Below are 25,970 nucleotides of genomic sequence, written 5' to 3'. Positions count from 1 at the left end.
AGTTTTTCTAACTCGCCTATGCGTACTTTATTTACGTACATTATGGTCTTTCCCCGGCGCAGTGCATTCGTTCTGATTGCATTGCTCATCGCCGGCATCGCCGAAGGATTGAGTTTAACTGCGTTACTGCCTTTATTATCGATCGCTGTGGGCGAATCCGGTGGAGCAAATGATTCCGGTATCGGCAAATTCATGGAGAAAGCGCTGCAAGATATCGGTATTGAGCCCACGCTGGACACAATCCTGCTGATTATCGTCGGCGGTATGTTCTTCAAAGGGTTGGTGCTGCTCCTGGCCAACCGCCAAGTGGGTTACACCGTCGCACATGTCGCGACAGCATTGCGCCTGGATCTCATTGAAGCGTTGCTGGCCAGTCGCTGGCAATATTATTTACGACAACCCGCCGGTTCCCTGGCCAACTCGGTTGCGACGGAAGCCTATCGCGCGGCCAATGGTTTCGAGCACAGCGTAAATGTACTGGCGCTTGCCATTCAAGTGCTGGTGTATTCCATCGTGGCATTATTCATTTCATGGGAAGCGACGCTGGCCTCATTAGTCATCGGCTTATTCTTATTGCTTGTATTGAATCGTTTAGTCAGCGCCACTCGCCGTGCAGGCACCAAACAAACTCATTTGCTGCGCGATTTATTGACTTATTTATCCGATGTACTGAGTTCGGTCAAATCACTGAAAGCGATGGCACGCGATAACGTTGCCGATGCCATTCTGCATGAACAAACACAGCACCTGGAAAAAGCCACGCGCCGGGAAGTCATGAACAGAGCGGCATTGACCGCATTACAGGAACCCATTCTCGCCGCGCTGACAGCCAGCGGTTTGTACCTTGCGCTGGTAGTTTGGGAATTATCCCTGCCGGAAGTCATGCTGATGGTTTTCTTGCTTACGCGCATTCTGGGGTTACTGAATAAAACACAGCGCCGACACCAGCAACTTGCCGCACAAGAAAGCGCTTACTGGGCTTTACGCAAGGCGGCCGATGATGCGCGTGCCGCAGCGGAGAGAGCAACCGGAACGCTGCAACCCACGCTGCAAAAAGGCATCACCTTGCAACACGTTAAATTTGATTATGATCAGAAAGTCATTTTCAAGAACCTGAACATCGAAATACCGATCAACACATTCACCGCAGTCATGGGATCATCCGGCGTCGGTAAAAGCACTTTGCTGGATTTACTGTGCGGACTGACTGAACCAAAGTCCGGCGAAGTGCAGATCGACGGCATATCCTTACACGACATCAATCTGCGTCAGTGGCGCCACATGATTGGTTATGTTTCGCAAGACACTGTGCTGCTGCACGACACCGTGATGAGCAACATCTTGGTCGGGGAACCCGCATTGACTGCTGCTGATGCAGAACGGGCACTGCGCCAAGCCGGCGCGTGGGATTTCGTCAGTATCTTGCCGGAAGGGCTGCAAACCGTTGTGGGTGAACGCGGTGGACTACTTTCCGGCGGACAGCGCCAACGTATCGCTATCGCACGTGCTCTGGCACACAGCCCGTCATTCCTGATTCTGGACGAACCCACCAGCGCACTGGACCCGGAAAGCGAGCAAACCATCTGCGAAACGTTGCAGAAACTCGCTCAGAATTTGACAATTATTGCTGTTTCTCACCAACCGGCGGTCATCAACGCGGCGGATCGCGTCTTTATCCTTTCCAATGGCGTGGCGGAACTGCTGTCGCAAGGTCCTGATCAGCACTAACAACCGTATTTATCTTATGTTTTCAAAAGTATCTCACACGACGTCTGTGATCAGTTTTTCGTAATAATTACCTTGCACCCAATCAAATCCCGCAGATGCAACGATGTCCACTTGTTCTCTCTGTTCGATTTGCTGCAATATCGTTTGTCCGCCGGCCAATTTTTGTAATTCTATCAATTTTTTTAGATCCGCTGGCCAGATGGCATTCGAATGTCGGATGGTTTCAATATTGGGCGTATTGATACGCAAATAATTCGCCGACATCTTAACAATCAAATCCCAAAGCCCGGTTGCAGTGTATAACGAGCCGATATTCAGTGCGATTTGATAGCCGCGGCGGCGATAATTGTATAAACCATCCAGCAACTCTTTGTGATTTAAAGCATGAGAACTATTGATTGCCGTTGAAATGACCACATTCTTGGTCGTCAATCCGCATTTGAAAATAATTTTCTCAAAATAAGCACCATGTTCTTGCTGAACACTCAGTATATGCCTTGGATCAACATCCAGAAAAACGACGCCATCGTTATGCGGATGATTTAGATAATTCAGCATATGCACTGTTCTGCATAGGCGATCCAGGCTGATAATCGATTGAAAATTGGCAGGTTGCGTAACCGTATCGGTAATCAAATTACCTATTTCTGCGGTCTGCTCGCTATGCGAGTTACTGTCATAGGGTGTAACGGATAGCTGCGCGATATGGCCGACAAGTCTTTCGTTATTATCCGCTTGCCGTACCGGCAAAAAAACACTACTCACCCGAATGGGTCCAAAAATACCACTGACCACCCCCCTGTCCAAAATAAATGGACGAAAACTGGAATGATGTTCGTGCTCAAAACGATCGTTAAAATAATCGACTAATTGTTGTAAAGGTATTACTTGTTGTATAGGCATAGTGACTCCATAGTTTAAGCGTGCGTTATCAAAGCGCAATTGGCTCATCAAGCGACATAAAACTTTGCAGCATGCTCAAAGATCGAAACGAATCTCATATTTTCCTTGAAGTCGTCATGCAAAACACCTCAACGTGTTTGCACGACATCATTCGTTCCATTCTTATGGCTTGGGAACAGATCCAGGCGGCGTGGCTTGATAAATACTTCATCGCCTTTTACCAATTGTAATTCACGAAAACGCTCCTTACTGATTTCAACTTGGATGGGGGTTTTTTGTTCGTCATTGTTACGCACCAGCTCCAGCCGTACAATCGGACCCACCGAAAGTACATGAACGACGCGCGCCGCCAGTGCGGCTTCACCATTTTGCGCACGCTCCACTTCGATTTCATGCGGGCGCACGTAGGCAACTGCCGCCAGTTCTTCGGCTTCAGCATGCTCCGGCGCATCCATTTCGATATCGCCGATCCAGGCACGACCGCGATGCAACCGGCTATGAAACAGATTGACGTTGCCGAGAAATTCATACACAAATGGACTGGCCGGTTGTTCGTACACCTCATCGGGTGTGCCGATTTGCTCAATACGTCCTTCATTCATGACCACCACCCGATCGGCGACTTCAAGGGCTTCTTCCTGATCATGCGTCACAAACACACTGGTGATATGCATGTCGTCATGCAATCTGCGCAACCAGGAACGCAACTCCTTGCGCACCTTGGCATCCAATGCACCAAAAGGCTCATCCAGCAACAATACTTTCGGTTCCACCGCCAGTGCTCGCGCCAGTGCAATACGCTGACGCTGACCGCCGGAGAGTTGGTGCGGGTAGCGATCCGCCAACCAATCCAGTTGCACCAGATGCAATAACTTCATAACGCGATCGTGGATTTCCGCATTGGAAGGACGGAACTTCTTGGGGCGCACGCGTAAACCAAACGCCACGTTTTCGAAAATCGTCATGTTGCGAAACAATGCGTAGTGCTGGAATACAAAACCGACTTGACGCTCGCGTACGTGTTGATCGGTGGCGTCTTCGCCATGAAACAACACTTGCCCGCTATCAGCGGTTTCAAGCCCGGCGATCACACGCAATAACGTGGTTTTTCCGGAACCCGAAGGACCCAACAACGCCAGCAGCTCACCAGAGTGCACTTGCAAGTTCACATCATGCAGCGCGGTGAAAGTACCAAATTGTTTGGATAAATTAAGGACTTCGATACTCATTCGTGACCTCTTGGTTGTTGATGTTGTTGATTACGAAATTCAATCAGTGTCTTCAGCGCCAGTGTCACCAGTGCCAGCAACGCCAGCAGTGAAGCCACGGCAAAAGCGGCTGCAAAGTTGTATTCGTTATAAAGAATTTCGACATGCAGCGGCATGGTATTGGTGCTGCCGCGAATATGCCCTGACACCACCGATACCGCGCCAAACTCTCCCATTGCCCGCGCATTACATAAGATAGCGCCATACAACAAACCCCATTTGATATTGGGCAGCGTCACCTTATAGAAGGTCTGCCAACCACTCGCACCCAGCACCACGGCCGCTTCTTCTTCCTCGGTGCCTTGCGCCTGCATCAGTGGAATCAACTCACGCGCGATGAATGGCACGGTCACGAAAACGGTCGCCAGCACAATCCCAGGTACAGCAAAAATAATTTTCATATCGTGCTCCGCCAGCCATGGGCCAAACCACCCTTGCAAACCAAAGACGAGCACATAAATCAGCCCGGAAACCACGGGAGATACTGAAAAAGGCAAATCGATCAGCGTGATCAGCAGATTCTTGCCGCGAAATTCAAATTTGGCGATGGCCCATGCCGCAGCAACGCCGAACACCAGATTCAGAGGTACCGCAATCGCCGCCACCGTCAGTGTCAGTTGGATCGCTGACACCGCATCGGGATCGGTAATCGCAGCAAAGTAGACATCGCTGCCTTTCTTGAATGCTTCATAAAAAACCGAAATCAGTGGAATAAAAAGAAACAGGGTTAAAAAAATAAGCGCCACGCCAATCAAGGACCAGCGTACCCAGGCAGGCTCCTGCGTCGCATGTTCTTTTTGAGCACTCGGGGACAAGGGAAAAGTAATCGTCGTCATTGTCATCACCTCATGACTCAATACTGCGGCGCCGACTCCACCATTGCAGCAAGTTGATAATTAGTAGCAAAATAAACGAAATCACCAGCATCACCACCGATAATGCCGTAGCACCCGCGTAGTCATACTGTTCCAACTTGGTAATAATCAGCAGCGGTGTGATTTCAGAAATCATTGGCATGTTTCCGGCAATGAAAATAACCGATCCGTACTCGCCAATCGCTCGCGCAAAGGCAAGTGCAAATCCGGTCATCAATGCCGGGAAAAGTGCCGGGAAGATTATTCGCGTAAAGGTTTGCCAGCGATTGGCGCCGAGCGTTGCTGCCGCTTCTTCCAACTCGGATTCAATATCCTCGAGTACTGGTTGCACTGTGCGCACCACAAATGGCAGACCGATAAAAGTCAGCGCCACAAAAATCCCCAGTGGTGTAAAAGCAACCTTGATACCCAGCGGCTCAAGGTGCTGACCAATCCAACCATTGCCCGCATACAACGCAGTCAACGCAATACCGGCCACGGCGGTTGGCAGCGCAAAAGGAAGATCCACCAAGGCATCGACTATTTTCTTACCGGGAAAGTGGTAACGTACCAACACCCAGGCCACCAAAAGACCAAATACTGCATTGACGACGGCAGCTGCAAATGACGCACCAAACGTCAAGCGGTACGAGGCCACCACGCGTGGTGTGGTGACAACCGACCAAAATTCCGGCCAGGTCAGTTCAGCGGTGCGAATAAACGCTGCCGACAGCGGGATCAATACGATCAAGCTGAGATACAGCAATGTAAACCCAAGCGCCAGATTGAATCCCGGTAAGATACTGTGCTGCTTAAAAGTATTCAATTAGGGACTCCCATGATTGATTTAGATTCACAAATCGACGGCTGGAAACTAATTCGCACGAAATACAATGACCTTCGATTCATTAACCGATGGCAGTTTTTTGTAGAACGCATATTTTCTTCTCCGGATATCAAAAGTTACCGCGCCCACCTTGGATACGGTGTAATGCAGTGACTAGCGCGTCAATATCCGCGCATGTGTTGTATAGCGCCAGTGACGGACGGACTGTGGCCTCCACGTCAAAGCGACGCAAGATAGGCTGTGCGCAGTGGTGACCGGAACGCACCGCAATGCCTTCACGATTCAATGCTTCACCCACTGCTTCGGAAGTAAATCCCTTTAATGTAAAAGACAGTACCCCGGCTTTTTCCGCTGCAGTACCAATAAGTCGCAAACCAGGAACTGTGCTGAGGCCGCGCGTCGCATAAGCCATCAATTGATGCTCATAGCGACTGATGTTATCAATGCCGATACGCTCTACATAATCAATCGCGGCACCCAGGCCGACGGCATCGGCAATATTGCCTGTCCCGGCTTCAAAGCGGGCAGGCGCACCATGGTAAGTGGTTTTCTCGAACGTAACATCCTGGATCATATTGCCACCGCCTTGCCAAGGCGGCATGGCATCCAGCAACTCAGCTTTGCCAAATAGCGCACCGATTCCGGTCGGACCGAATACCTTGTGACCGGAAAAAACAAACCAATCGCAATCGAGTTGTTGCACATCAACTCGCATATGTGAAACGGATTGCGCACCATCCACCAAGACACGCGCACCGACTCGATGTGCCATTTCTATCATTTGACGAGCCGGTGTAATGGTGCCCAGTGCATTCGATACTTGCGAGAATGCAACCAGCTTGGTACGCGAGCCGAGCAGTTTCTGGTATTCCTCCAGCAATATTTGCCCGTTATCGTCCACCGGCGCCACCCGCAATTGAGCTCCTTTTTCGGTGCACAATTGCTGCCAAGGCACGATATTGGCGTGATGTTCCAGCCAGGTGATAACGATTTCGTCTCCTTCAACGATGTTTTGCCGTCCCCAGCTTTGAGCAACCAGATTGATACCTTCGGTAGTACCACGAACAAAGATAATTTCGTTAGCGGATGGCGCATTCAGAAAACTGCGTACTTTTTCTCGCGATTCCTCATAAGCATCAGTGGCACGTGCCGCCAACTCATGGGCGGCACGATGAATGTTGGAGTTCTCGTGTTGATAGAAGTAGCTGAGGCGATTTATGACGGCCTGTGGCTTCTGCGTTGTGGCGGCATTATCCAACCAGATCAAGGGACGACCTTTCACAAGTTCTTTTAGAATCGGGAAATCACGCTTGATGGCATTAACATCGAAAGGCGGATGCGCAGAAGCAAACTCCACTCCCTGTCCGGTGCGATCCGGTGATGTTATTTCATCAAGAAAATAGAATGAAGATCCCCGGGCTGGATGAGTGAGTGTGCCAGCATCTACGGGTACGGCGCTCTGCACCGGTACAAATAGGGCACGTAATTCATCTTCAAACGGTAACGGGATAACTGAAGGTGGAACGGAAAAAGAATTTTTCGCACCGAAATGATCCGCGGCAAACGTCGGAATATCGAGTTTTGGTTCAGTTGTCGCCGGAAATGACACATCAGTGGCTGTTACCGTATTCGGCGAAGCAGAGAACATCTCGTTGACTATGCGCGTCAACAGCTCAACATCCGGCAGGTAACCGGATGCCGAGTTCACGCCTTCACCTGTCAGATTATCGAGATTACTTGTACTCATGATATTTACCCACCTCGACATTTTCGAGTACGCCGAGTGCATCTTCGGTCAATACTGCCAGCGAGCAATAGAGAGAGACCAGATAGGAAGCAATCGCTTTGTGATTGATGCCCATGAAGCGTACCGATAAGCCCATACCCTGTTGGCCCGGTAAATCGGGTTGATATAATCCGACCACACCTTGACGGCTTTCACCGGTGCGTAATAAAAGAACATTGGTCTTGCCGCCTGTGACGCGGAGTTTGTCGCAAGAAATCAGTGGAATTCCACGCCAGGTCAAGAACTGTGAGCCAAACAGCGTTGCGGTTGGAGGAGGCACACCACGGCGTGTGCACTCGCGGCCAAATGCAGCAATCGCCAGCGGATGTGCCAGAAAGAAAGCGGGTTCTTTCCAGACACGCGCGATTAGTTCATCGAGATCATCGGGTGTCGGGGCACCTGTACGCGGCTTTACTTTCATCGATTTAGCGATATTATTCAGCAAACCATATTCTTTGTTGTTAATCAGCTCGCTTTCCTGGCGTTCTTTTATGGTTTCTATGGTCAAACGAAGCTGTTCACGAATCTGGTTGTGCGGACTGCTGTAAAGATCTGAAACGCGGGTATGCACATCCAATACCGTATTCACCGCGTTCAATACATACTCCCTGCCCCATTCTTCGTAATCCACAAATGTAGCGGGCAATTCGCGCTCATCCTTGGCAGAGCAATCCACCTCAACCTGATCAGGATCTTTCACTTTATTGACACGGTAAATACCCGCCTCGACCGGCACCCATTGCAGCATGTGGGTCAGCCAACGCGGCGTGATGGTTCCCATCATAGGTACTGTCTTGGTGGCATTGGCAAGCGTTCGAGCCGCTACGTCGCCTAGTGCAGTATGTGCCTGATGAATATCAGTCATTCTATTCTCCTTGTCTTATTAAATATAAACACATTCATAATGTGATACTTGTATTTGTTCTTTTATGGATTGACTGCTCCAGAAACAGGTAAACGATCAATCACTTCAACTGCATGTGCCGGTTCTCTGAGTAAGTTTCCTTGCAGATAGTCTGCATTAGCTCGTACGGCAATCGCTAATTGCGCGGATGTTTCAATGTCCCGCACCAACAGCTTTGCGCCAAAGCCGTGTATGGTTTCTACCAGTGGCGTGATGGTTTCATGTCGTATCAGATCGCCCGCTTCAATGCGCACAATGTTCGGGTACAAACTCCCCAATTCCGCCATCCAATCACTACGATCACCGCTGTAATTCGCAGCGATTTGATAACCGCGAGAACGGTAATTGGTAATGACATGCTGCAGCAGTTTCCAGTTGCGATTGACGATGGCCGGGATCTCAATGACTATTCGCGACGTTTTCACACCGATCAAATCGAGAAAATTTTCAAATGCACGACCGTGATCGTCTTTAACACTTTCCAGAAGACGCGGATGAACTTCGACAAACAAGTTGTCCGATTTGGAAATATTATTAAAATAATAATTCAGTGCGTGAATTGCCCGGCATAAGCGGTCCAGATCAACCAGTTGATCATCTTTTGATGCCAACGAGAAAACCTGCCACGGCCAAAGCGCAACATCATTATTGGATTTGGAGCGGATATACGCTGCATGGCCAATGGTTTTGCCTTGCTCGATACTAAAAACGGGCTGAAAAACGCTCGTCAACTCGCAATGATAAAAATGTCCACTGATCCAGCCATTGTCAGCGCGCTTCAAAGAATAGTCGGTAGCTGATTGGATGAGCTCAAATTCATCCCTGACAGTAAACGTATTGTTTGCTAATGCATTCATGGAATAATCCCTGCATAAATTTATGATACTAGCCACAGACAGCAAGCCAAATTGTTCTGAAACCACTTTGCTGTCTTGCTCTTGGTTCTTGGCTGTTGCCGATCGGATCGATCAGTGAAATCTCTGAAATTGATCCTTGCTTCCACAAAAATTTTTACAACAACAATCCTGATCTGTTTGATCGATATTCCGTAACTTGCACTTCAGTTCATTGACCGAGCGATGGCAATACACTAACGGAATACCGCTACGACTCGCTTTTTCCTTCACTGCATTGGCCAGGCTATGATTGACGTAGTCGCAAATAACGACAACCAGCTGTGTTTCGTTTGGAAATGAACGTTTGTTCCATCCTTTCTTGCGACCACTCCAATGCTCAATACGCGCATGGCGCTGAGTAGAAATGAGATGCTTGAACGATGTCACATAATCCCCACCGACAATTAGAACAGTCATATTCAATCCTTTATAGGGTGTAGCGCGCTACACCGTGTCATTTATTGCTTCAGGTAAATCTGATCAAATGTGCCACCATCCGCGAAGTGGATTTTGTGCGCATTCTTCCAACCACCAAAAGCATCACCGATTTTGAATAACTCGACCTGTGGAAACTTGCTGGCATATTTTTCAGCAACTTTCGCATCAGTAGGGCGATAAAAATGCTTGGCAGCAATCTCCTGCCCTGCTTCGGAATACAAGTACTGAAGATAGGCTTCAGCAACCTGGCGTGTGCCTCTTTTGTCGACCACTTTATCGACGACCGCGACCGGTGGCTCTGCAAGAATACTCAGTGACGGTATGATGATTTCAAATTTATCCGCGCCATATTCCTTGATGGCTAGAAAGGCTTCGTTCTCCCAGGAGATCAACACATCGCCCACGCCACGCTCTACAAATGTTGTGGTTGAACCGCGTGCGCCGGAATCGAGAACAGGTACATTTTTGTAGAGATCTCTGACAAACCCTTGCGCCTTGTCTTCACCATAACGCTGCTTGCCGAACTCCCATGCCGCTAGATAATTCCATTGAGCACCGCCGGAGGTTTTCGGATTCGGTGTAATCACGGACACCCCGGAACGCGCCAAATCGTCCCAATCTTTAATACCTTTGGGATTGCCTTTGCGCACCAGGAAAATGATCGTCGAGGTATACGGCGTACTGTTGAGTGCCAGTCGCTTCTGCCAATCTTCTGGGAGTAATTTGGCTTTCTCTGCAATGGCATTGATATCGTTGGCCAAAGCTAACGTTACAACATCGGCTTCCAAACCATCAATGACGGAACGTGCCTGCTTACCGGAACCGCCATGCGATTGCTTGACGGTGACGGTTTCTTTGGATTTTTCCTGCCAATACTTGGCAAAAGCCGTATTAAATTCCTGATATAACTCCCGCGTTGGATCGTAGGAAACATTGAGTAATGTTTTTTGCGCCAATACGCTGCCACTGATCACGAGACTTGCAGTCAGAAAACTTGTTGTCAGCCATGTTTTAATGTTCATGATTTTTCCTCCAATAGAAATAATAGAAATTTAAGATGCTTTATAAGAGACTGATGAGTACTTCAAAGTATAGAAAGTCAGTATCGCCTGAACGTTGATCGACGCAAGGGTGCGAGTGACGGGTAGCGCAGGAATTCGCTGCAATGCGGTTTTTTACGAATTCACCCGCGGTAAAATGGGTATAGCCTAAAGTAGTGCTGATTCTTGAGGTAACCTGATAGCGTATGCGTCCTTCAAATGCGTGGCCACCGAAATCACCACTTTGCCCGGTCCGGTCGCGGTTGAATCCGGGATCCTTGACGGTATTACTGATGTTACCGTCGAGAATATCGAACATGCGGTCGGTGCTGCTGGCCAGGAAATACGCACCATAGCCGAGTTCAAATCCCAGTTTCTGGGTTGGGCTGAGTTCAAACCTGATTTTCGGCGCTTTCAAGTTCTCGTAAACCACATAGTGATCCGCTGACCAAGGCCGTGCGAATCCAAAGAAGCGATCAAAGCGATTGTCGACGCCGTCATTAGGATCCTTGTCACCGCTGGCGTAACCGTAGAAAAGGCCGATCCTGGGTTTCCAGGCGTAGTCAAAATTCCGTCCTACTTCGATGGTATAGCCTTGCGCATCCTGCCGCAAAGGTCCGCTATAACCGAGCTGATGGTTGTAGCTGACGTCAAAATCAAAATAATTACTGACTTTGCCGTAAGCGCGGAACCCTGGCATATGAATCTCCCGATCCAACTTATTGGTGTTGGTAAATCCATTTGGATCACCTTGCTGCTTCTGGCCCATGTAATAAGGTTGTATGGTGACGACGTCAGACCATTTGCGCCACGAGCCGATCGCACCAAAGAACCACAGATTGTCGTTAGCCTCATCAAATCTGGTTTGCAGGCGCCTGACCGGCTGCATGCCGAACAGATCGAGTTCCCAATCATTGGCTTCACGACCCAGATTCAGGCGAAATCCTTCAAATGTATTGGTGGTATTGCGCCATTCATTGCGCGCGACAAAACGCCGATCCGTCGCTTCGTACGCCATGCGGCCTACACGGAATCGAATTGGACGATCCTGATTCCGGTCATCGACACCGAGTCCTCTTTTGAAATACAATTCACCATAGGCGTTGAGCAGATCATATTCATTCCTTTCCTGATCCGTAATCGCATGCTTATTGTTGTACACTCTGGAATCCTGGAATTCGACCCCGAAGCGGAATGGATCCAGGATATCCCGTATCCCGATCCATGCACGATTGCGTAAAAAGAAGGGATTATCTGTTCCACCCTCAATGCGCCGTATGTCATCATGGCGCATCTCATAACGCGTACGATGCTCAAAGCCGATATCCAACCAGGTAACATCTTTAAATGCCTCGACACCGATATCACTTAACCGGCGCACATACCGTGGCGGATCGGAGTCCGGGTTGGTGGCATAACTGTTGGAGCGGCGATGATAACTGGTCCCTTGATTGCTCACTGCCGGCGCCTTTGCTTCCGGCACAATGGCAGGCAATGATTGTCCTGGCGCTTGCGGTTTAGCCTGATCTAGCGATTTGTCGATTGACTTGCCAGTGTCAACAGCGATCATCTGCTGTGCAACCTGCATGATATTCCGTTGCATCGCTTGAAAATCCACCGATGTTTTATGATCGGATGATGCTTTAGTGGAACTGACTGTCAGTCCGCTCAATGCCGCAATGTGTAAAAAAAACCAAAGAAACTTCACTTCACTCTCCTAAGTAAACCCTCCGGAAATCCGGTTGAGCCACTGATATTTTTTGCTATTTCACCGCCTATGTTATGGGTGGGCGTTATGTTGCCAGATGGATCCGTTGATCTTGATTCATCAAATCTAAAATAGATTACGCTATGCTTTCGATGCCTTACGTCCGGAGGATCCGTTTTGATTCATGCGAATTTTTTCCCGGCACTCTATTTGTACAACTTTGCCATCGTGTATGACGATTTCGACTGATCCATATTCAATACCGTCAACAGCGCGCAGAATTTCCTGCGCAACGTCTACAGACACCCGTTTAGAGTTCTCTTTAACAATTTTTGCTTCTACATCGGTATTCATTTACATCACCTTGTTGGTAAACAATATCAACGGGAGCGAACAGTAGCAGTGTTTTTATATAAACAAAAATACTGTTTAGTTAGAATGTTATTCTTATATGTTATATATGTTGTTTTTTAATGCTTATTCATTAACAGCTCGTTGAGAAACGTTTTTGAAGCAACCGATGCCCGGCAAAAACGGGCGAGAAAGCGCAGTTTATGCGTAAAAAATAAGCATTCTGAGCCTGTTTTTGATACCGTAGCGGCAGGGAAGTAGCGCATATGTACGGGTTAAACGATCGTGTAGATCTTTTTCGCTTTCCGGGAACGCAAAAAACTACAAAACCGGCTGTCCCGAAGGATCGAAGGATCGAAGAACAAATGACATCAATAGACTGTTGTTATTTTATTAAAAAAGTAAGGGAAACAATAAAATACTCCAATTGCTTTCCATACCTGATTCTGATGCAGTGCTAGAATTAACGGGATCAGCAATCCTTGGTTTTATATGAAACAACGCTTAGAAAAATTACCGGTCGTTCTCATTACACGCATCTTATTGTTAGCCGCAGCTTATTTTGTGGGGGGAAAACTTGGGTTAAGCATACCTTACGTAAACTCCAACATCACTCTGTTCTGGCCATCTTCCGGTATCGCCTTAGCGGCACTTTTAGTGTGGAGACTATCGTGCTGGCCCGGTATATTTCTGGGTGCATTTGCCATAAACCTGACTATCGGCGATCTTAGCCTGCTTGCTGCCATAGAAATCGCTTTCGGTAATACCATCGGTCCGATAGTAGGTGCTTTGCTGCTCAAACGAACCATGGGATTTCAAAACAGCTTCGTACGCGCATACGATGTGATCTCTTTCTTGCTGATCGGGCCAAGCAGCATGATTTTAACCGCAAGTATTGGTATTTATGCGCTGCATACAGGTGGAAACCTCCCAGCTGATCTAGCAACTCAAGCTTGGCTAGGTTGGTGGCTGGGCGACACGGTTGGCGTTTTGGTTTTTACTCCGCTGCTGCTGTTCTGTACAACCCACCAAATGACCGCCATATTCCAGCTTTCGCTCGCCAGGTTGGAGTTTATTTTAGTCATGGGGAGCTGTATCTCTTTAGCGTGGTTAATATTCGGAGGCGCTCCGGTAGCCGGTCTGCTCAAGTTATCGCTAGCTTTCATGGTGCTTCCCCCCTTGATATGGGCAGGTCTACGTCTTAGCTCGCTAGAAACTTTTATCGCAGTCTTGGCAATCGTTTCGGTTGCTGTCATTGGAACCGCGCACGGTTTTGGCCCTTTTGCCAAAGGAAACCCCCAGCTCGATCAATTGATTTTGTGCATTTTTGTAGCAACCACAACCTTGATTGCTTTCATGTTGATCGGTGTCCAGGCCAACCGACGTCAAATTGAGCAAAATTTGCGTGACAGTGAATCCCGCCTACGCTTGGCCCTGGCGGCGGCAAACCAAGGCCTTTTTGATCTCAATATACAGACAGGAGAGGTGATAGTAAGTCCCGAATACGCACTCATGCTGGGCTATGATCCACAATCTTTTGTAGAAACCAATATCAGTTGGCTTGACCGCATGCATCCCGAAGATCGTGATCCTGTTTATCAGATTTACAATGATTATATTACCGGGTTACGCAAAAACTATCAGGTGGAATTCCGGCAGCTCACTCAACAGGGCGAATGGAAATGGATACTTTCCTTAGGTAAAGTCATTGAATGGGATCATCAAGGTCGGCCGTCCCGAATGTTGGGTACACACACCGACATCAGTGATCGCAAAACCAAGGAACTTATCCTGCAACAAAACGGAGAAGCGCTGCTGCGTGCGCAAGCGCTCGCCAAGCTTGGCAGTTGGCACTTTGACTTAAAAACCGATGAGCTGACTTGGTCTAAAGAAGCTTTTCAAATTTTTGGTATTGAAGACAACACGCCGTTTACCTATCAAAGTTTTCTGGCGTGCGTCATTCCGGAGGATCGCGAGCGGGTTAACTTGGCCTGGCAAGCGGCTTTAAAAGGAGCAACCTATGACATCGAACATCGCATCAATGTGAGAGGACAAATAAAGTGGATCAGAGAACGCGCCGAGATTACAGTCAATAATGTCGGCAAGCTCGTTGAAGCACTTGGTACAGTGGAGGACATCAGTGATCACAAACAAGCAGAAGCAGAAATCAGTCAAGCTAAAAATCTATTGCGCACCGTAATCGATGCCACTCCCGACTGGATTTTTGTAAAAGATGAGCAGCACCGTTTTGTATTGGTAAACCAGGCCTTTGCAGACAGCCAAGGACTGAAGCCAGCTGCAATGCTGGGCAGGCCGGACACTGATTTCTGGGCAGAATATCTATGTTATGGCGATGTGGCGCAAAATATCCGAGGATTTCATGCGGATGACAACGCTGCACTCGCCGGTGAGAAAATACATAACTCTACTGATCCAGTAACATTGGCAAATGGACAATTACGCTGGTTCGATACTATCAAGTTGCCGTTACGGAATGGCAACAGCAGCGAAATCATTGGTATCGTGGGGTATGCGCGTGATATTACTGATCGTGTGAGTATCGAATCGAAATACCGAACACTGGTCGAACAAATCCCAGCAGTCACTTACACGATTGCCATCAATTCTGCGGATATCCAGACAGTTTATGTGAGTCCGCAAATCGAATCACAACTAGGTTTTACAGTAGAAGAATGGCTTGATAAGCCACAATTCTGGATTAATCAAATACATCCTGATGATCGGCAGCGCATTATGTCCAGTTTGTCAGTCAGTCTGATAACTGGAGCGCCTTATTACTCAGAATACCGTATCTATAAAAAAGATGGCGACATTGCCTGGGTTCGGGATGATGCAGCGTGGCTGAAGGACGCGGACGGCAAACCCAGGTTGCTGCAAGGTGTTATGCTGGATATTACACATCAGAGACAGACCGAGAATGAATTAAGCTTAACCTTAGAAGAATTACGCATGTCGGAGAAATATCAACGCGAGCTGCGCACACTCGCGGAGCAGGAACAAAGTCGTATGGGTGCATTATTGTCAGCCATGAGTATTGGCATTTTATTCGAAGATAATCAGCAACGGGTAGAATATGTCAATCCGGCATTTCTACACATGTGGAGTATCAGCACGCATGACAGTCTACTGAACGAACCGACAAAAGCTGTACTCGAGCGTTCTACCAAGCATTTTACGCAACCGACACACGCTTCCCAACACGTGCTCAACGCATTGGATACACATGAGACTAGTGAGCGGCTTGAGCTTGAATTGAATGACGGACGGATACTGACCCAGCTATCTTATCCCGTCAACGACATCGAAGGCCGAGTGATCGGGCGGCTCTGGATCTATGAAGATATTACACAGGAACGCCAAACCGCTCAGCAGCTCCTTCATCTCGCTGAACACGATCCATTGACCGGACTGTATAACCGCCACCGTTTTCAGGAAGAACTCAATCTGATGATTGCAACGTCGCTACGTAGCCATCATCAATTTGCACTGCTCTACTTTGATTTGGATGATTTCAAATACATCAACGATACGTTTGGACACAAAGCCGGCGATACGGTATTGATCCGTACTGCCGGAGAAATTTCCACTATTGTTCGCCATATCGAAGTATTTGCGCGGCTGGGGGGAGATGAGTTCGCCATTTTGAGTCTAATACAACCCCATGATGATATTAGTATATTACCTGCCCGTATTGTGGCATCTATTGCAGCTATCCCGTTACGTTTCCGTGGCACGAACATTCGTTTGACTACCAGCGTCGGCATCGCCATTTTTCCTCAGCATGGCGAAACAGCAGAAGATTTGGTTGCCCATGCCGATGCCGCTATGTATCAAGCCAAGAATCAAGGCAAGAACACCTGGACAATCTACGATCCTGCGCGCGACTCTTCCGAAATTATGATGCACCGGATGACTTGGTACAATCGAATCGCCCAGGCACTGGAGCAGGATCTTTTTGAAATCCATTTCCAGGGCATCTACGAAACTGCGCGCAACACCTTGTCTCATTTGGAAGTACTCGTCAGGATGCAGAATCCGAATGAGCCGGATAATTTGATCATGCCGGGACAATTCATACCGATTGCGGAGAAAAACGGGCAAATCGTCAACATCGATCGGTGGGTAATCAAGCGCAGTATCGAATTACTTCATCAAAATCCGGATATGCCGCCGGTTGCGATTAATATTTCTGGACGCACATTTGATGATCCAGCTATTCCGCACTATATCCGCAGCCTGCTGAATGAGCTGAATGTAGATCCGGGTCGTCTCATTATCGAATTAACTGAAACAGCGGCGGTATCCGATATCCAAGATGCCCAGCGTTTTATCGAGGCCGTTCATCAAACCGGTTGCCGTGTTTGCTTGGATGATTTTGGCAGCGGATTTTCAACTTTTGGTTATCTGAAATACTTGGGCGTCGAGATTCTCAAGATCGATGGATTATTCATTCGTGACCTCCCTAATAATCGGGACAATCAGATTTTTGTCAAAGCCATGGCAGAAGTCGCTCGCGGACTTGGCAAAATAGCCGTGGCGGAATTCGTTGAAGATGCGGCAACATTGGATATGGTAAAAAGCCTGGGCATCGAGCTTGCTCAAGGTTATTACTTCGGGTGTCCAACCGCAGAGGTCCCCGGTAAATCCTGAAATAGAGTAATCGATACCATGCAACTCCTCTTGGTTAGTAGTCTGTTAATTCAGCTTTTATTCTGGCGATACGTGCTTCACACACTTTGGCATTGATCGCGCCGGGTAATTCTGCTGCATCCAACTTCCGGCTCAGTTCAGCCGCAATTGCACCCGCATCGACGCGCTTAGCTGCGGCAAATGCTTTTTGTAATCGCTCCGCTTGAGGATACGGCTTGGCCGCATAGCCTGGTCGTCCATGAAAATCACAGGCGCAGGCTTGCAAGAATTCTTCGAATCTTTGTGGTTTGCGATAAGCATCGACCACTTGCAGCATATTTGCCATGGTGGAAGGTTTCAGTTCTCCAGCCCGATGCACATCGCCGTGATAGCGGGCAACCAGTAACGCAAGATCGCGGCAGTCTTTGGGAATTTTGATGCGCTCGCATAAATCCTGCGTCAACCGGACACTGCGTGCTTCATGACCGATGTGGCGCGGCCACTCTTCGGGAGGAGTTGTACCTTTGCCTAAATCGTGCGTCAGCGTTGCAAAACGCGCAGGCAGCGAATAGCTTTTCGCTGCGGCGTAATCAATGGCCAACATAACATGCACGCCGGTATCGATTTCAGGATGTGCGTGTGCAGGTTGCGGAACGCCAAACAGCGCATCGACCTCAGGCATGATCCGAGCCAGCGCACCACACTCGCGCAGAATATAGAACATTCTTGATGGATTATTTTCCATCAATCCTCTGGCAAGTTCTTGCCAAACACGCTCCGGTACCAGCGCATCGACTTCGCCGTTATGCACCATGTCATTCATCAGCATCAGTGTTTCCGGTGCCATATGGAAACTGAAACGTGCCGCAAAGCGTGCCGCCCTCAAGATACGCACAGGATCTTCGGAAAATGCAGGACTGACATGACGCAGGATGCCGGCCTCCAGATCCGCAACACCGTTAAACGGATCGATGATATTGCCTACTTCGTCTTTGGCAATCGAATTGATGGTCAAGTCACGCCGCGCCAAATCTTCCTGCAAGGTGACTTGAGGCGAAGCAAATACTTCAAATCCTTTATAGCCGCGGGAAACTTTCCGTTCTGTACGCGCTAACGCGTACTGTTCATGGGTTTGAGGGTGTAGAAAAACCGGAAAATCCTTACCAACCGGACGATAACCGAGTCGTGCCATGTCTTCCGGCGAGGCGCCCACAACAACATAATCATGATCTTTTACGGGAAGTCCCAGTAATTCATCGCGAACGGAACCGCCCACCAGATAGGTTTTCAATGTTTTTGCTGAGGTATTACAAAAGTTAATGGATCGATGATGCTGATTTGGAGAATCTTAAAGGCTATTGGTTATTCTCAAAATTCTTGGCCCAGATATCATAAACTTCATCCGGCCATAAGGATTTTATCCAGACAATCACATCATCCACCTGCTGTTCAGTCAATTTTCCTTCCCACGCCGGCATCGATCCAATCTCAGGGGGAGTACCTTTAAGTATGGTTTTCTTTAAAACTTCCGTCGAATGATGCCAGGCATGCGCTGTGCCATCCAGTGGCGGTGGCGGATATTTGCCATCCGCATTCGGTTTTCGCCAATCTGGCGTGCCTGCGCCATTCGGTCCATGACAACCGACGCAATTCGCAACATAAACCGCTTCACCGCGTTCAATTTGCGCTGCGTCAAAATTTCGCTCTACCAAACCCGTTTTGCTATTGATTTGAGGTTGCCCCGACAAGGCACGAAGCGGTGCAGAATCACCACAGCCCAGCATCAGCGCAGCGATGCCCAGCAGCACAACACAATATTTCGTCATGAAAAAACCACAATCACTTCAGGCGCATAACTGAGGTATTCTTCTCAGATTCAGGCGCCGGTTGTGATGGCTCTGCCTTTTTGGCATAAGGATCATAGCTATTATATATCGTCGTATCCTTGCGCTCTTCATCGCGTTCCTTAATCAGAAGCACGTTATAAGGATCGCTCCGAGCACCCTCCATACCCGGTGTTCCGTGTGGCATGTCAGGCACAGCTAAACCGACTGCTTTGGGCTTTTCTTTCAGTAGCCGTATGATATCTGCTGCCGGTACATGTCCTTCGATGGCATAACCATTGACCAAAGCGGTATGGCATGAACCCAGTGTATTTGAAATTCCGGATTTTTTTCTTATTTCTTTGTTGCCGACATCATGCGTTTTTACGGTAAAACCGTTATCGCGCATATGATCAACCCATTTATCACAGCATCCGCAGGTTGGGCTTTTATAAACATCAACCGTCGCGGTGGCAGCTGCTTGTGAGACAACACTCAATAGACTAACCGTCATGATTGATCCGACTAATAGGTTATTTATTCGTATTTTCATTTCTTCTCCACAGTGATTGTTCCACGCATCTTCTTAAAATGGCCAGGCAGCGGACAGGCAAAATCAATAACCCCTGCACTGGTAAATTGCCAGATTAACTCTTTTTGCTCGCCAGGCTCAAGCTGCATTAAATGTATTTCAGCGTGATCCTTTTCCGGAAACCTGCGCCGCGTGTTAGCAGCCTTTTTCAGTTCCGCCATCGAACCCATCAACATTTCATGTTTATTATTACCGCCATTTTTAATAATTAACCGGACTGTCTCGCCTTCACTGACCTTAATCTCAGCAGGCAAAAACATATTATCCACTTGGGTCAATTTGATGGTGTGCGACACCTTGTCTGAATCACCCGGCCTGCCAATATCAATTTCTCTGCTGGAATAGCCTGCACTTGAGTAGCTATTGGTTGAAAACAAGAACAAGGCTAGCAATGGTATAATTCGATAGTTCATAGGATTATCCTGAAAAATTACTCTCGAACCCATTTATCTGTCCGCTCATTAGAATCTGATCATGCTAAATTGTTCCACTTCATTTGTCTAATATTCTGCCACAAGATCCATATAGCTCACTATTTACACAATGAATATTTTCTCTCCTACCCGCTTATAGAAATCATGCAGAAAAAAGAGCAATACAATACCAATAAGCTACATAAGCGCTTACGGCGGCAAGTAGGAACAGCCGTTGCCGACTTCAACATGATTGAGGCCGGTGATCGGATCATGGTGTGCTTGTCCGGTGGCAAGGACAGCTATGCATTGCTGGATATTCTGCGCAATTTACAGGCTCACGCGCCATTGGAATTCGAATTGGTGGCGGTTAATCTGGACCAAAAACAGCCCGGCTTTCCTGAACAAGTACTCCCTGAATACTTGACGAAAATCGACATGCCTTTTCGTATCGTTGAACAAGATACTTACAGTGTCGTGAAACGTGTCATTGCGGAAGGAAAAACCACGTGCAGCCTGTGCTCTCGGTTGCGCCGGGGCGTGTTATATCGGGTTGCCAGTGAGTTGGGAGCCACCAAGGTAGCGCTGGGTCATCACCGCGATGATATTCTTGAAACCCTGTTTTTGAATATGTTTTATGGCGGGAAACTGAAAGCCATGCCACCCAAACTAGTCAGCGACGACGGTAAACACATCGTCATCCGGCCGCTGGCTTATTGCAAGGAAAAAGATTTGGCGGCTTACGCCGAAATTGCGGATTTTCCAATTATTCCGTGCAACCTGTGCGGATCGCAAAAAAACCTGCAACGTCAAGCCATCAAAGAAATGATGCAGCAGTGGGACAAAAAATTTCCCGGTCGATTGGAAACCATGTTTCGGGCTATACAAAACATTCAGCTGTCGCATCTGGCCGACGCAACTCGTTACGATTTCTTTAACTTGAAAGCACAAGGGCAACCTGTTATCGATGGCGACACTGCATTTGATGAAGAAACATTTGAACCGACCATCGAAGAAATGCTGATACCTGCCGCCGAAGAAAGAGATGACAATCCGCTGGTTTCAGGATAATGAACGACGATTCTCGCCAGCCTTGGGCGGTACCCATTTGAAAGTCACTGCAACCAAACCGGCAAACAGCACATACATTATCGTCAATACGCTCTCGGGCACGTTGTAAAACATGATTTCGTGTATCCAGCGCTGAATAAAACTTCCATCCATTTCGGCTTGGCGTAATGAATTTTCCCATGCAGTCAACGGGCACACGACCCCCAGAAAAGACTCGACCACGACAAATAAAATAGCGGCAAGGTGCGCATAACGAAACCAGCGGTTTCTGACAAATGGCAGCTTAAGCCACGCACCTAGCCAGATGACGGGCAGGCTTCCAACCACGAACAATACATACAAGAAGTGAATGATCAGCACCAGGTCGGCTAACAGCATATGATTAATTAATTGTTCGGAGACTTGTCGTATTCGCTGGTAAATTGAGCAGAGCACAAAGTCCCTGCCCAATTTGCAGTTAAGCCATTAATAATGATCGCCGACCCTCTGCAGCAGCCGTATGTCATTCTTGACTAATCCTATGCCCTTGATACTGCGTGCAATAGCGACCGCTCTTTCCATCTCATCCCGGGTATTGACGATACCGCTTAGCTCTACGACGCCTTTGATAGTACTGACATTAATCTCGTAGGGTCTCAAAGATCGCTCATCGAGAATTGCTTCATGAACCTTAGCGGTAATGACAATATCATCGAATTGTTCACTGCTTCCCTGATACCTAGATTCGGATGTCGATGCGCAACCCGAGAAAAAAACCATTTGAGTCATTAAAAAGAATACGATGAAACGGCTATTCAATTGCGTCATGATAAGGGTCTCCTAAATAATTAACGGAAAAAATACCCTCATTACATTTAGATTAAAGGTGCTTGCTTTACTACCTTCAATACGATACTCAATCTGAAATTTACGGCTTTATTGAATTCTCCGGTAAGTACTCGGCAAAAATCAGAATGCGGGGTATTGTAAGGATAGAGTAGCTCGTGTGTAAGCTAGCGTACAAAGCATTCCATTCCTGCGAACAATATTACATGATTATTGCTGACGGAAACAATGTTTGCTGGCCATGCCTTGCATGCGTCATCAACTGGCCTGCTGTGGTGACTGGGCTTGTGGAGTGTCTTTCAGCAGCGGCACCACCAGCTTTTCCAGTTTCTTCAGATTGACGCGACCCAGATAGGTTTCAACAATCTCCCCGGATCGATTGATAACCACCGTATAGGGTAGCGCAGACTGGCGATTTCCCGCCGCCTCTAACAGCGACCAGGTATTAAAACTACCGACCAATACCGGATAATTGATGCCTAGTTCCTGACTAAACATTTTTACTTTGTCGGTTTGATCAATCGCAATTCCCACAAACACCAATCCTTGATCGCGAAATTTTTTCTGCGCTTCAATGAACTCTGGGATTTCCTCGCGGCAGGGCGTACACCAAGTGGCCCAGAAATTCACCACCATCACGTTTCCCAGCCACTGCGAAACAGCCTGACTTTCTCCTTGAATATCCGGCAAATTGGCAGCGAGAATTGCTTTTGCACCCTGCTGAATTGCATCACCTGGCAGGACGGACTGCGAACCGCCCATGAGTTGTGCTCGCACCATAAAGCCCGTGGTAATAGCTAAAGCAGCTAAGGCTACATATATCAATAGTTGTCTCAATTTTGCCATCATGATTCCTTTAAATGAAACGACGAGTAGTAAGATGATTCATTTTTCTGCTTAGCTTTCTCTCACTAACAGGCGTTTAAAAACAATCTGCGTTGCCGCTACGGTATTAAAAACAAGCTCTAAAACGTTTCTCAACAGCCTGTTAAATCAACACCGCATTCAGCACGGTCAGAAAATCGTTTTTGTTGAGAAAACCAATAACCTTGATATCAGGGACATCATCACCCTGACGATCAATAAATAGTATCCCGGGAGGTCCAAACAGTTTAAAACGCTTGAGTAAAGCCGCATCATCAGGAGTACCCTCGGTCACATCAATCTGCAGCAGAACAACATCCTTTAAACGGGACTGTACTTTGGCATCGGAAAGCGTGAAGCGCTCCATTTCTTTACAAGAAACACACCAGTCCGCATAAAACTTAACCATGATGTATTTATCTTTGGATTGCCGAATCGTTTCATCCAATTCTGCAATGGTTTTCACACGCTGAAAAGGTAGTGATTCATAAGTAGAAGTAATTGCTTCCCCATTATTAGCGTTATTGACACTGGCCAAACCGATTTTTGACAGCGGCTGCAACACATCGCGACTGCCGGACAAAACACCAATCAGCAAAGCAATACCAACCAGCAATGCAATGACACCGATACCTTTGAGAAATTTCTGCAACCCTGAAGCCCGTTCCGACAATGGATCAATGGCATGCAGATAGATGGCGGAGATGATCAACAATGCCGCCCACAACAACATATGAACCACTTCGTTGATGACGGGAGAAATCAGCCAAATCGCCACTCCCAGCAACAATACGCCAAAAAACCGCTTGATTGATTCCATCCATGCGCCGGCTTTCGGCAGTAATGCACCTGCTGATGTGCCTAACAACAGCAATGGCACACCCATGCCTAGCGCCATGACAAACAATGCAGAACCGCCCAAGATCACGTCACGGGTTTGGCTAATGTACAACAACGCACCCGCCAATGGCGCAGCAACGCACGGACCGACAATCAATGCCGATAATGCCCCCATGCCAAATACACCGGTTAAATGCCCGCCTTTCAGATGCCCGGCTTCCTCCGATAATTTGGTTTGCAATACACCGGGTAATTGCAATTCGTAAAAACCAAACATGGAAAAGGACAGCAACACAAAGATTACCGCAAATGACCCCAATACCCACGCATTTTGCAGTGCCGCCGACAACATCGCACCCGACAGCCCGGCAGCCACACCCGCAATGGCATATGTGATCGCCATGCCTAGCACATACGCCAATGCCAGGATAAATCCATGACCTTTGGTCACATGCTTACCGCGATTGGCAATAATTCCCGACAAAATCGGGAACATCGGAAACACGCACGGCGTAAATGAGAGCAGCAAACCAATACCGAAAAATCCAGTTAAAATCAGCCAGAAATCACCAGTTTGAAACATCTGATCAATTTTGTACGCTTCAGTTTCGATAACCGGTGCTTTGGAAGGCATCTGAAACAATTCAGCCGTCGCATCAATCCCCGCCGCAGTCGCTTTGCCGCTCACCGCTTCAGCAACCGCGCCAATAGCCGCTTTCACCGTCGGTAATGTCAAATCGATGGCTTTATGTATCGGCGCATAACACACGCCAACCGGCTCATTACAACCTTGGTAAGTGGCGGTCAATGTCAGTGGCTGCTCGCTTGCGGAATTTTCGCGCTTTAACGCAATGATGGCCTGAATCGGACTGTAATACACTTCCGTCTGACCAAATGTTTGGTCTTCCTTCATTTTGCCCGGCGGCAACGTTACTTTTTCAATCACCGTACCGGCTTGTTGCGGTTCAAAAGCAATTTTATCGCGATAAAGATAATAATCCTTTGCTGGCGTCAATTTGGCAATCAGCGTATTGCCGTCACGCACTTCCACCGAGATCTTGAACGCCTCATCGGGTGGCAAAAGCTCTTGCGGGTTACTTTGACCCAGATTGATGCCCAGTCCCTGCAGTTTTTGGAACAAGCTGAAGGATCCGTTTTCTTGTGCAGAAACATTGGCACTCGCCAAACATAAAATCAGTAAAAAAAATTGGATTAATCGCATCAGTATTCAGTAGTTATTTAGTCAGATAGGGATGTCTCAGCGGCTATCCACTGCAAATAGGCTGGCAGTCCGCCCATGATAGGAACCATAATCACTTCCGGAAGTTCATAAGGATGCATCATCTTGATCAACTGTTCAACCCGTTCATAGTGTTGCCGCTGGGTTTTAATTAAAACAGGAATTTCTTCAGCCGATTCAATTTTTCCCTGCCAGCGGTAAACCGAAGTGCACGAATTCAGAATATTGATGCACGCAGCCAATTGTTGATCGATTAATACTTCCGCCAAAGCAGCCGCGCCCTTTTTATCAGGGAGATTGGTGATGATAAGAATGGGTTCCATCAGTGTTGTTCGCTGATACAAAACGCTTAATTCTATCTTGCTTAGCTGCTCAATGGACAGATGTAATAGCAAACTTTGGCATACTGGGAATACCGTGCCAATAAGCATATACTGTAAAAAAACAATCTATAAAAAGGACTTGCGCAAATGAAAGGATTATTTAATTTGGTAATTGTGTTATCGATAATTACCCCAGTCACAATATTTTTAGGTTACATCATCATGGACGAAGGCGATCAGTTCACATCCGAACACTATATGGTAACCGCACTGAGTACAGTCCCTTTTATTTTTGCCTTATTGGTAAAATTCCTGATGTCGGGCGTGGATAAGGAATAGTCGATACACTTTTCTCTAAAAAACCTAATTCAGCTTTCCTATCAAATCCAATGAAGAACCCCGCCGCAAGCAGCGGGGAATATACCTCTAAGAGATTTAAGACTCTTCCAAGCCAAGCAAATAGTGTATTTTACTATTGCTATTCCACCGTTATTTCATCTCGGATTTGATTAAGATACCTGCTAAAGAATAATTTGTTTCTTCCGCAAATCGTTTCTCACGTTCCATAAGCTATCAAATACCATTAAAATCAATGAATTATTGCAA

24 protein-coding genes are annotated in these 25,970 nt (G+C 47.6%); 4 read left to right on the top strand and 20 right to left on the bottom strand.

From position 1 onward, the window contains the following. The first annotated feature begins 18 nt into the window (after positions 1–18). Entirely contained in the window at positions 19–1,728 is a 1,710-nt protein-coding gene (locus C8R34_RS05705; RefSeq protein WP_110338689.1) for an ABC transporter ATP-binding protein, read from the top strand. Positions 1,729–1,761: 33 nt separating this feature from the next. On the opposite strand, the gene C8R34_RS05700 is transcribed toward C8R34_RS05705, so the two are convergent. The 11 genes from C8R34_RS05700 to C8R34_RS05650 all read right to left on the bottom strand — a co-directional run bounded on the left by C8R34_RS05700 (position 1,762) and on the right by C8R34_RS05650 (position 12,726). Beyond that, positions 1,762–2,631: a hypothetical protein gene (locus C8R34_RS05700; RefSeq protein WP_258364373.1), complete on the bottom strand. Its 870-nt coding sequence runs from the start codon at positions 2,629–2,631 to the stop codon at positions 1,762–1,764. Between the two features lie 128 nt (positions 2,632–2,759). Beyond that, positions 2,760–3,860 carry a sulfate/molybdate ABC transporter ATP-binding protein gene (locus tag C8R34_RS05695; protein ID WP_110338687.1) on the bottom strand — a complete coding sequence of 367 codons (1,101 nt, stop codon included), beginning with the start codon at positions 3,858–3,860 and terminating at the stop codon, positions 2,760–2,762. After that, complete coding sequence (gene cysW, locus C8R34_RS05690) at positions 3,857–4,735, bottom strand: sulfate ABC transporter permease subunit CysW (RefSeq protein ID WP_110338685.1); 879 nt, start codon at positions 4,733–4,735, stop codon at positions 3,857–3,859. Before cysW ends, C8R34_RS05695 begins: the two co-directional genes overlap by 4 nt. 10 nt (positions 4,736–4,745) lie before the next feature. After that, positions 4,746–5,579, bottom strand: a complete 834-nt coding sequence (cysT, locus tag C8R34_RS05685) for a sulfate ABC transporter permease subunit CysT (protein WP_110338683.1) — start codon at positions 5,577–5,579, stop codon at positions 4,746–4,748. 130 nt (positions 5,580–5,709) lie between these two features. Continuing rightward, on the bottom strand, positions 5,710–7,347 hold the full coding sequence (locus C8R34_RS05680) for a family 2A encapsulin nanocompartment cargo protein cysteine desulfurase (protein ID WP_110338681.1): 1,638 nt from the start codon (positions 7,345–7,347) through the stop codon (positions 5,710–5,712). Further along, positions 7,334–8,251, bottom strand: coding sequence for a family 2A encapsulin nanocompartment shell protein (locus C8R34_RS05675; protein ID WP_110338679.1), 918 nt, complete (start codon positions 8,249–8,251; stop codon positions 7,334–7,336). The genes C8R34_RS05680 and C8R34_RS05675 overlap by 14 nt, the downstream gene beginning before the upstream one ends. A 62-nt stretch (positions 8,252–8,313) precedes the next feature. Next, entirely contained in the window at positions 8,314–9,147 is an 834-nt protein-coding gene (locus C8R34_RS05670; protein WP_110338677.1) for an EAL domain-containing protein, read from the bottom strand. Positions 9,148–9,258: 111 nt separating this feature from the next. Further along, positions 9,259–9,603 carry a DUF2325 domain-containing protein gene (locus C8R34_RS05665; protein WP_110338675.1) on the bottom strand — a complete coding sequence of 115 codons (345 nt, stop codon included), beginning with the start codon at positions 9,601–9,603 and terminating at the stop codon, positions 9,259–9,261. A gap of 41 nt (positions 9,604–9,644) precedes the next feature. Beyond that, positions 9,645–10,646: a sulfate ABC transporter substrate-binding protein gene (locus C8R34_RS05660; protein WP_110338667.1), complete on the bottom strand. Its 1,002-nt coding sequence runs from the start codon at positions 10,644–10,646 to the stop codon at positions 9,645–9,647. Positions 10,647–10,686: 40 nt separating this feature from the next. Continuing rightward, complete coding sequence (locus tag C8R34_RS05655; RefSeq protein ID WP_110338665.1) at positions 10,687–12,372, bottom strand: alginate export family protein; 1,686 nt, start codon at positions 12,370–12,372, stop codon at positions 10,687–10,689. Positions 12,373–12,513: 141 nt separating this feature from the next. Then, positions 12,514–12,726, bottom strand: a complete 213-nt coding sequence (locus C8R34_RS05650) for a YezD family protein (RefSeq protein WP_110338663.1) — start codon at positions 12,724–12,726, stop codon at positions 12,514–12,516. 489 nt (positions 12,727–13,215) lie between these two features. Here C8R34_RS05650 and C8R34_RS05645 point away from each other — a divergent pair, with 489 nt between their 5' ends. Further along, entirely contained in the window at positions 13,216–17,394 is a 4,179-nt protein-coding gene (locus C8R34_RS05645) for an EAL domain-containing protein (RefSeq protein WP_110338661.1), read from the top strand. Positions 17,395–17,428: 34 nt separating this feature from the next. On the opposite strand, the gene C8R34_RS05640 is transcribed toward C8R34_RS05645, so the two are convergent. The 4 genes from C8R34_RS05640 to C8R34_RS05625 all read right to left on the bottom strand — a co-directional run bounded on the left by C8R34_RS05640 (position 17,429) and on the right by C8R34_RS05625 (position 20,201). Further along, the gene (locus C8R34_RS05640) at positions 17,429–18,664 is read right to left on the bottom strand and encodes a multifunctional CCA addition/repair protein (protein WP_110338659.1); all 1,236 of its coding nucleotides are present in this window, start codon (positions 18,662–18,664) and stop codon (positions 17,429–17,431) included. Positions 18,665–18,728: 64 nt separating this feature from the next. After that, entirely contained in the window at positions 18,729–19,199 is a 471-nt protein-coding gene (locus tag C8R34_RS05635) for a cytochrome c (RefSeq protein ID WP_110338657.1), read from the bottom strand. A 13-nt stretch (positions 19,200–19,212) separates the two neighbouring features. Next, positions 19,213–19,749, bottom strand: a complete 537-nt coding sequence (locus C8R34_RS05630) for a DUF411 domain-containing protein (RefSeq protein ID WP_110338655.1) — start codon at positions 19,747–19,749, stop codon at positions 19,213–19,215. Next, the gene (locus C8R34_RS05625) at positions 19,746–20,201 is read right to left on the bottom strand and encodes a cupredoxin domain-containing protein (RefSeq protein ID WP_110338653.1); all 456 of its coding nucleotides are present in this window, start codon (positions 20,199–20,201) and stop codon (positions 19,746–19,748) included. The genes C8R34_RS05630 and C8R34_RS05625 overlap by 4 nt, the downstream gene beginning before the upstream one ends. A 165-nt stretch (positions 20,202–20,366) precedes the next feature. Here C8R34_RS05625 and ttcA point away from each other — a divergent pair, with 165 nt between their 5' ends. Next, positions 20,367–21,272, top strand: a complete 906-nt coding sequence (ttcA, locus tag C8R34_RS05620; RefSeq protein WP_110338651.1) for a tRNA 2-thiocytidine(32) synthetase TtcA — start codon at positions 20,367–20,369, stop codon at positions 21,270–21,272. On the opposite strand, the gene C8R34_RS05615 is transcribed toward ttcA, so the two are convergent. The 5 genes from C8R34_RS05615 to cutA form a co-directional block, all read right to left on the bottom strand. Next, positions 21,264–21,650, bottom strand: a complete 387-nt coding sequence (locus C8R34_RS05615) for a DUF2784 domain-containing protein (RefSeq protein ID WP_110338649.1) — start codon at positions 21,648–21,650, stop codon at positions 21,264–21,266. The two genes, ttcA and C8R34_RS05615, sit on opposite strands and share 9 nt — an antisense overlap. An 87-nt stretch (positions 21,651–21,737) precedes the next feature. After that, complete coding sequence (locus C8R34_RS05610) at positions 21,738–22,079, bottom strand: BON domain-containing protein (protein ID WP_110338647.1); 342 nt, start codon at positions 22,077–22,079, stop codon at positions 21,738–21,740. A gap of 276 nt (positions 22,080–22,355) precedes the next feature. Next, a complete protein-coding gene (locus C8R34_RS05605; RefSeq protein WP_258364372.1) occupies positions 22,356–22,946 on the bottom strand; it encodes a TlpA disulfide reductase family protein in 591 nt (196 codons plus the stop codon). Between the two features lie 139 nt (positions 22,947–23,085). Continuing rightward, complete coding sequence (dsbD, locus tag C8R34_RS05600; protein ID WP_110338643.1) at positions 23,086–25,023, bottom strand: protein-disulfide reductase DsbD; 1,938 nt, start codon at positions 25,021–25,023, stop codon at positions 23,086–23,088. Positions 25,024–25,040: 17 nt separating this feature from the next. Further along, positions 25,041–25,364, bottom strand: coding sequence for a divalent-cation tolerance protein CutA (cutA, locus tag C8R34_RS05595; RefSeq protein ID WP_110338719.1), 324 nt, complete (start codon positions 25,362–25,364; stop codon positions 25,041–25,043). 147 nt (positions 25,365–25,511) lie between these two features. On the opposite strand from cutA, the gene C8R34_RS05590 reads away from it, so the two are divergent. Beyond that, entirely contained in the window at positions 25,512–25,703 is a 192-nt protein-coding gene (locus C8R34_RS05590) for a hypothetical protein (protein WP_110338641.1), read from the top strand. Positions 25,704–25,970: the final 267 nt, after the last annotated feature.

The organism is Nitrosomonas sp. Nm84 (assembly GCF_003201565.1).
Lineage (GTDB): Bacteria > Pseudomonadota > Gammaproteobacteria > Burkholderiales > Nitrosomonadaceae > Nitrosomonas.
Note: the sequence above shows the minus strand (reverse complement) of the source record. Positions and strands in the feature narration are given on the sequence as shown.

Excerpts from the sequence above, each read along its gene's own strand:
- cutA (WP_110338719.1), bottom strand. The coding sequence starts at position 25,364 with ATGGAACCCATTCTTATCATCACCAATCTCCCTGATAAAAAGGGCGCG.
- C8R34_RS05700 (WP_258364373.1), bottom strand. The coding sequence starts at position 2,631 with ATGCCTATACAACAAGTAATACCTTTACAACAATTAGTCGATTATTTT.
- dsbD (WP_110338643.1), bottom strand. The coding sequence starts at position 25,023 with ATGCGATTAATCCAATTTTTTTTACTGATTTTATGTTTGGCGAGTGCC.
- C8R34_RS05705 (WP_110338689.1), top strand. The coding sequence starts at position 19 with ATGCGTACTTTATTTACGTACATTATGGTCTTTCCCCGGCGCAGTGCA.
- cysW (WP_110338685.1), bottom strand. The coding sequence starts at position 4,735 with ATGACGACGATTACTTTTCCCTTGTCCCCGAGTGCTCAAAAAGAACAT.
- C8R34_RS05590 (WP_110338641.1), top strand. The coding sequence starts at position 25,512 with ATGAAAGGATTATTTAATTTGGTAATTGTGTTATCGATAATTACCCCA.
- C8R34_RS05665 (WP_110338675.1), bottom strand. The coding sequence starts at position 9,603 with ATGACTGTTCTAATTGTCGGTGGGGATTATGTGACATCGTTCAAGCAT.
- C8R34_RS05680 (WP_110338681.1), bottom strand. The coding sequence starts at position 7,347 with ATGAGTACAAGTAATCTCGATAATCTGACAGGTGAAGGCGTGAACTCG.
- C8R34_RS05610 (WP_110338647.1), bottom strand. The coding sequence starts at position 22,079 with ATGACGCAATTGAATAGCCGTTTCATCGTATTCTTTTTAATGACTCAA.
- C8R34_RS05670 (WP_110338677.1), bottom strand. The coding sequence starts at position 9,147 with ATGAATGCATTAGCAAACAATACGTTTACTGTCAGGGATGAATTTGAG.
- C8R34_RS05650 (WP_110338663.1), bottom strand. The coding sequence starts at position 12,726 with ATGAATACCGATGTAGAAGCAAAAATTGTTAAAGAGAACTCTAAACGG.
- C8R34_RS05645 (WP_110338661.1), top strand. The coding sequence starts at position 13,216 with ATGAAACAACGCTTAGAAAAATTACCGGTCGTTCTCATTACACGCATC.
- C8R34_RS05675 (WP_110338679.1), bottom strand. The coding sequence starts at position 8,251 with ATGACTGATATTCATCAGGCACATACTGCACTAGGCGACGTAGCGGCT.
- C8R34_RS05615 (WP_110338649.1), bottom strand. The coding sequence starts at position 21,650 with ATGCTGTTAGCCGACCTGGTGCTGATCATTCACTTCTTGTATGTATTG.
- C8R34_RS05660 (WP_110338667.1), bottom strand. The coding sequence starts at position 10,646 with ATGAACATTAAAACATGGCTGACAACAAGTTTTCTGACTGCAAGTCTC.
- C8R34_RS05630 (WP_110338655.1), bottom strand. The coding sequence starts at position 19,749 with ATGAAAATACGAATAAATAACCTATTAGTCGGATCAATCATGACGGTT.
- ttcA (WP_110338651.1), top strand. The coding sequence starts at position 20,367 with ATGCAGAAAAAAGAGCAATACAATACCAATAAGCTACATAAGCGCTTA.
- C8R34_RS05635 (WP_110338657.1), bottom strand. The coding sequence starts at position 19,199 with ATGACGAAATATTGTGTTGTGCTGCTGGGCATCGCTGCGCTGATGCTG.
- C8R34_RS05625 (WP_110338653.1), bottom strand. The coding sequence starts at position 20,201 with ATGAACTATCGAATTATACCATTGCTAGCCTTGTTCTTGTTTTCAACC.
- C8R34_RS05605 (WP_258364372.1), bottom strand. The coding sequence starts at position 22,946 with ATGATGGCAAAATTGAGACAACTATTGATATATGTAGCCTTAGCTGCT.
- C8R34_RS05695 (WP_110338687.1), bottom strand. The coding sequence starts at position 3,860 with ATGAGTATCGAAGTCCTTAATTTATCCAAACAATTTGGTACTTTCACC.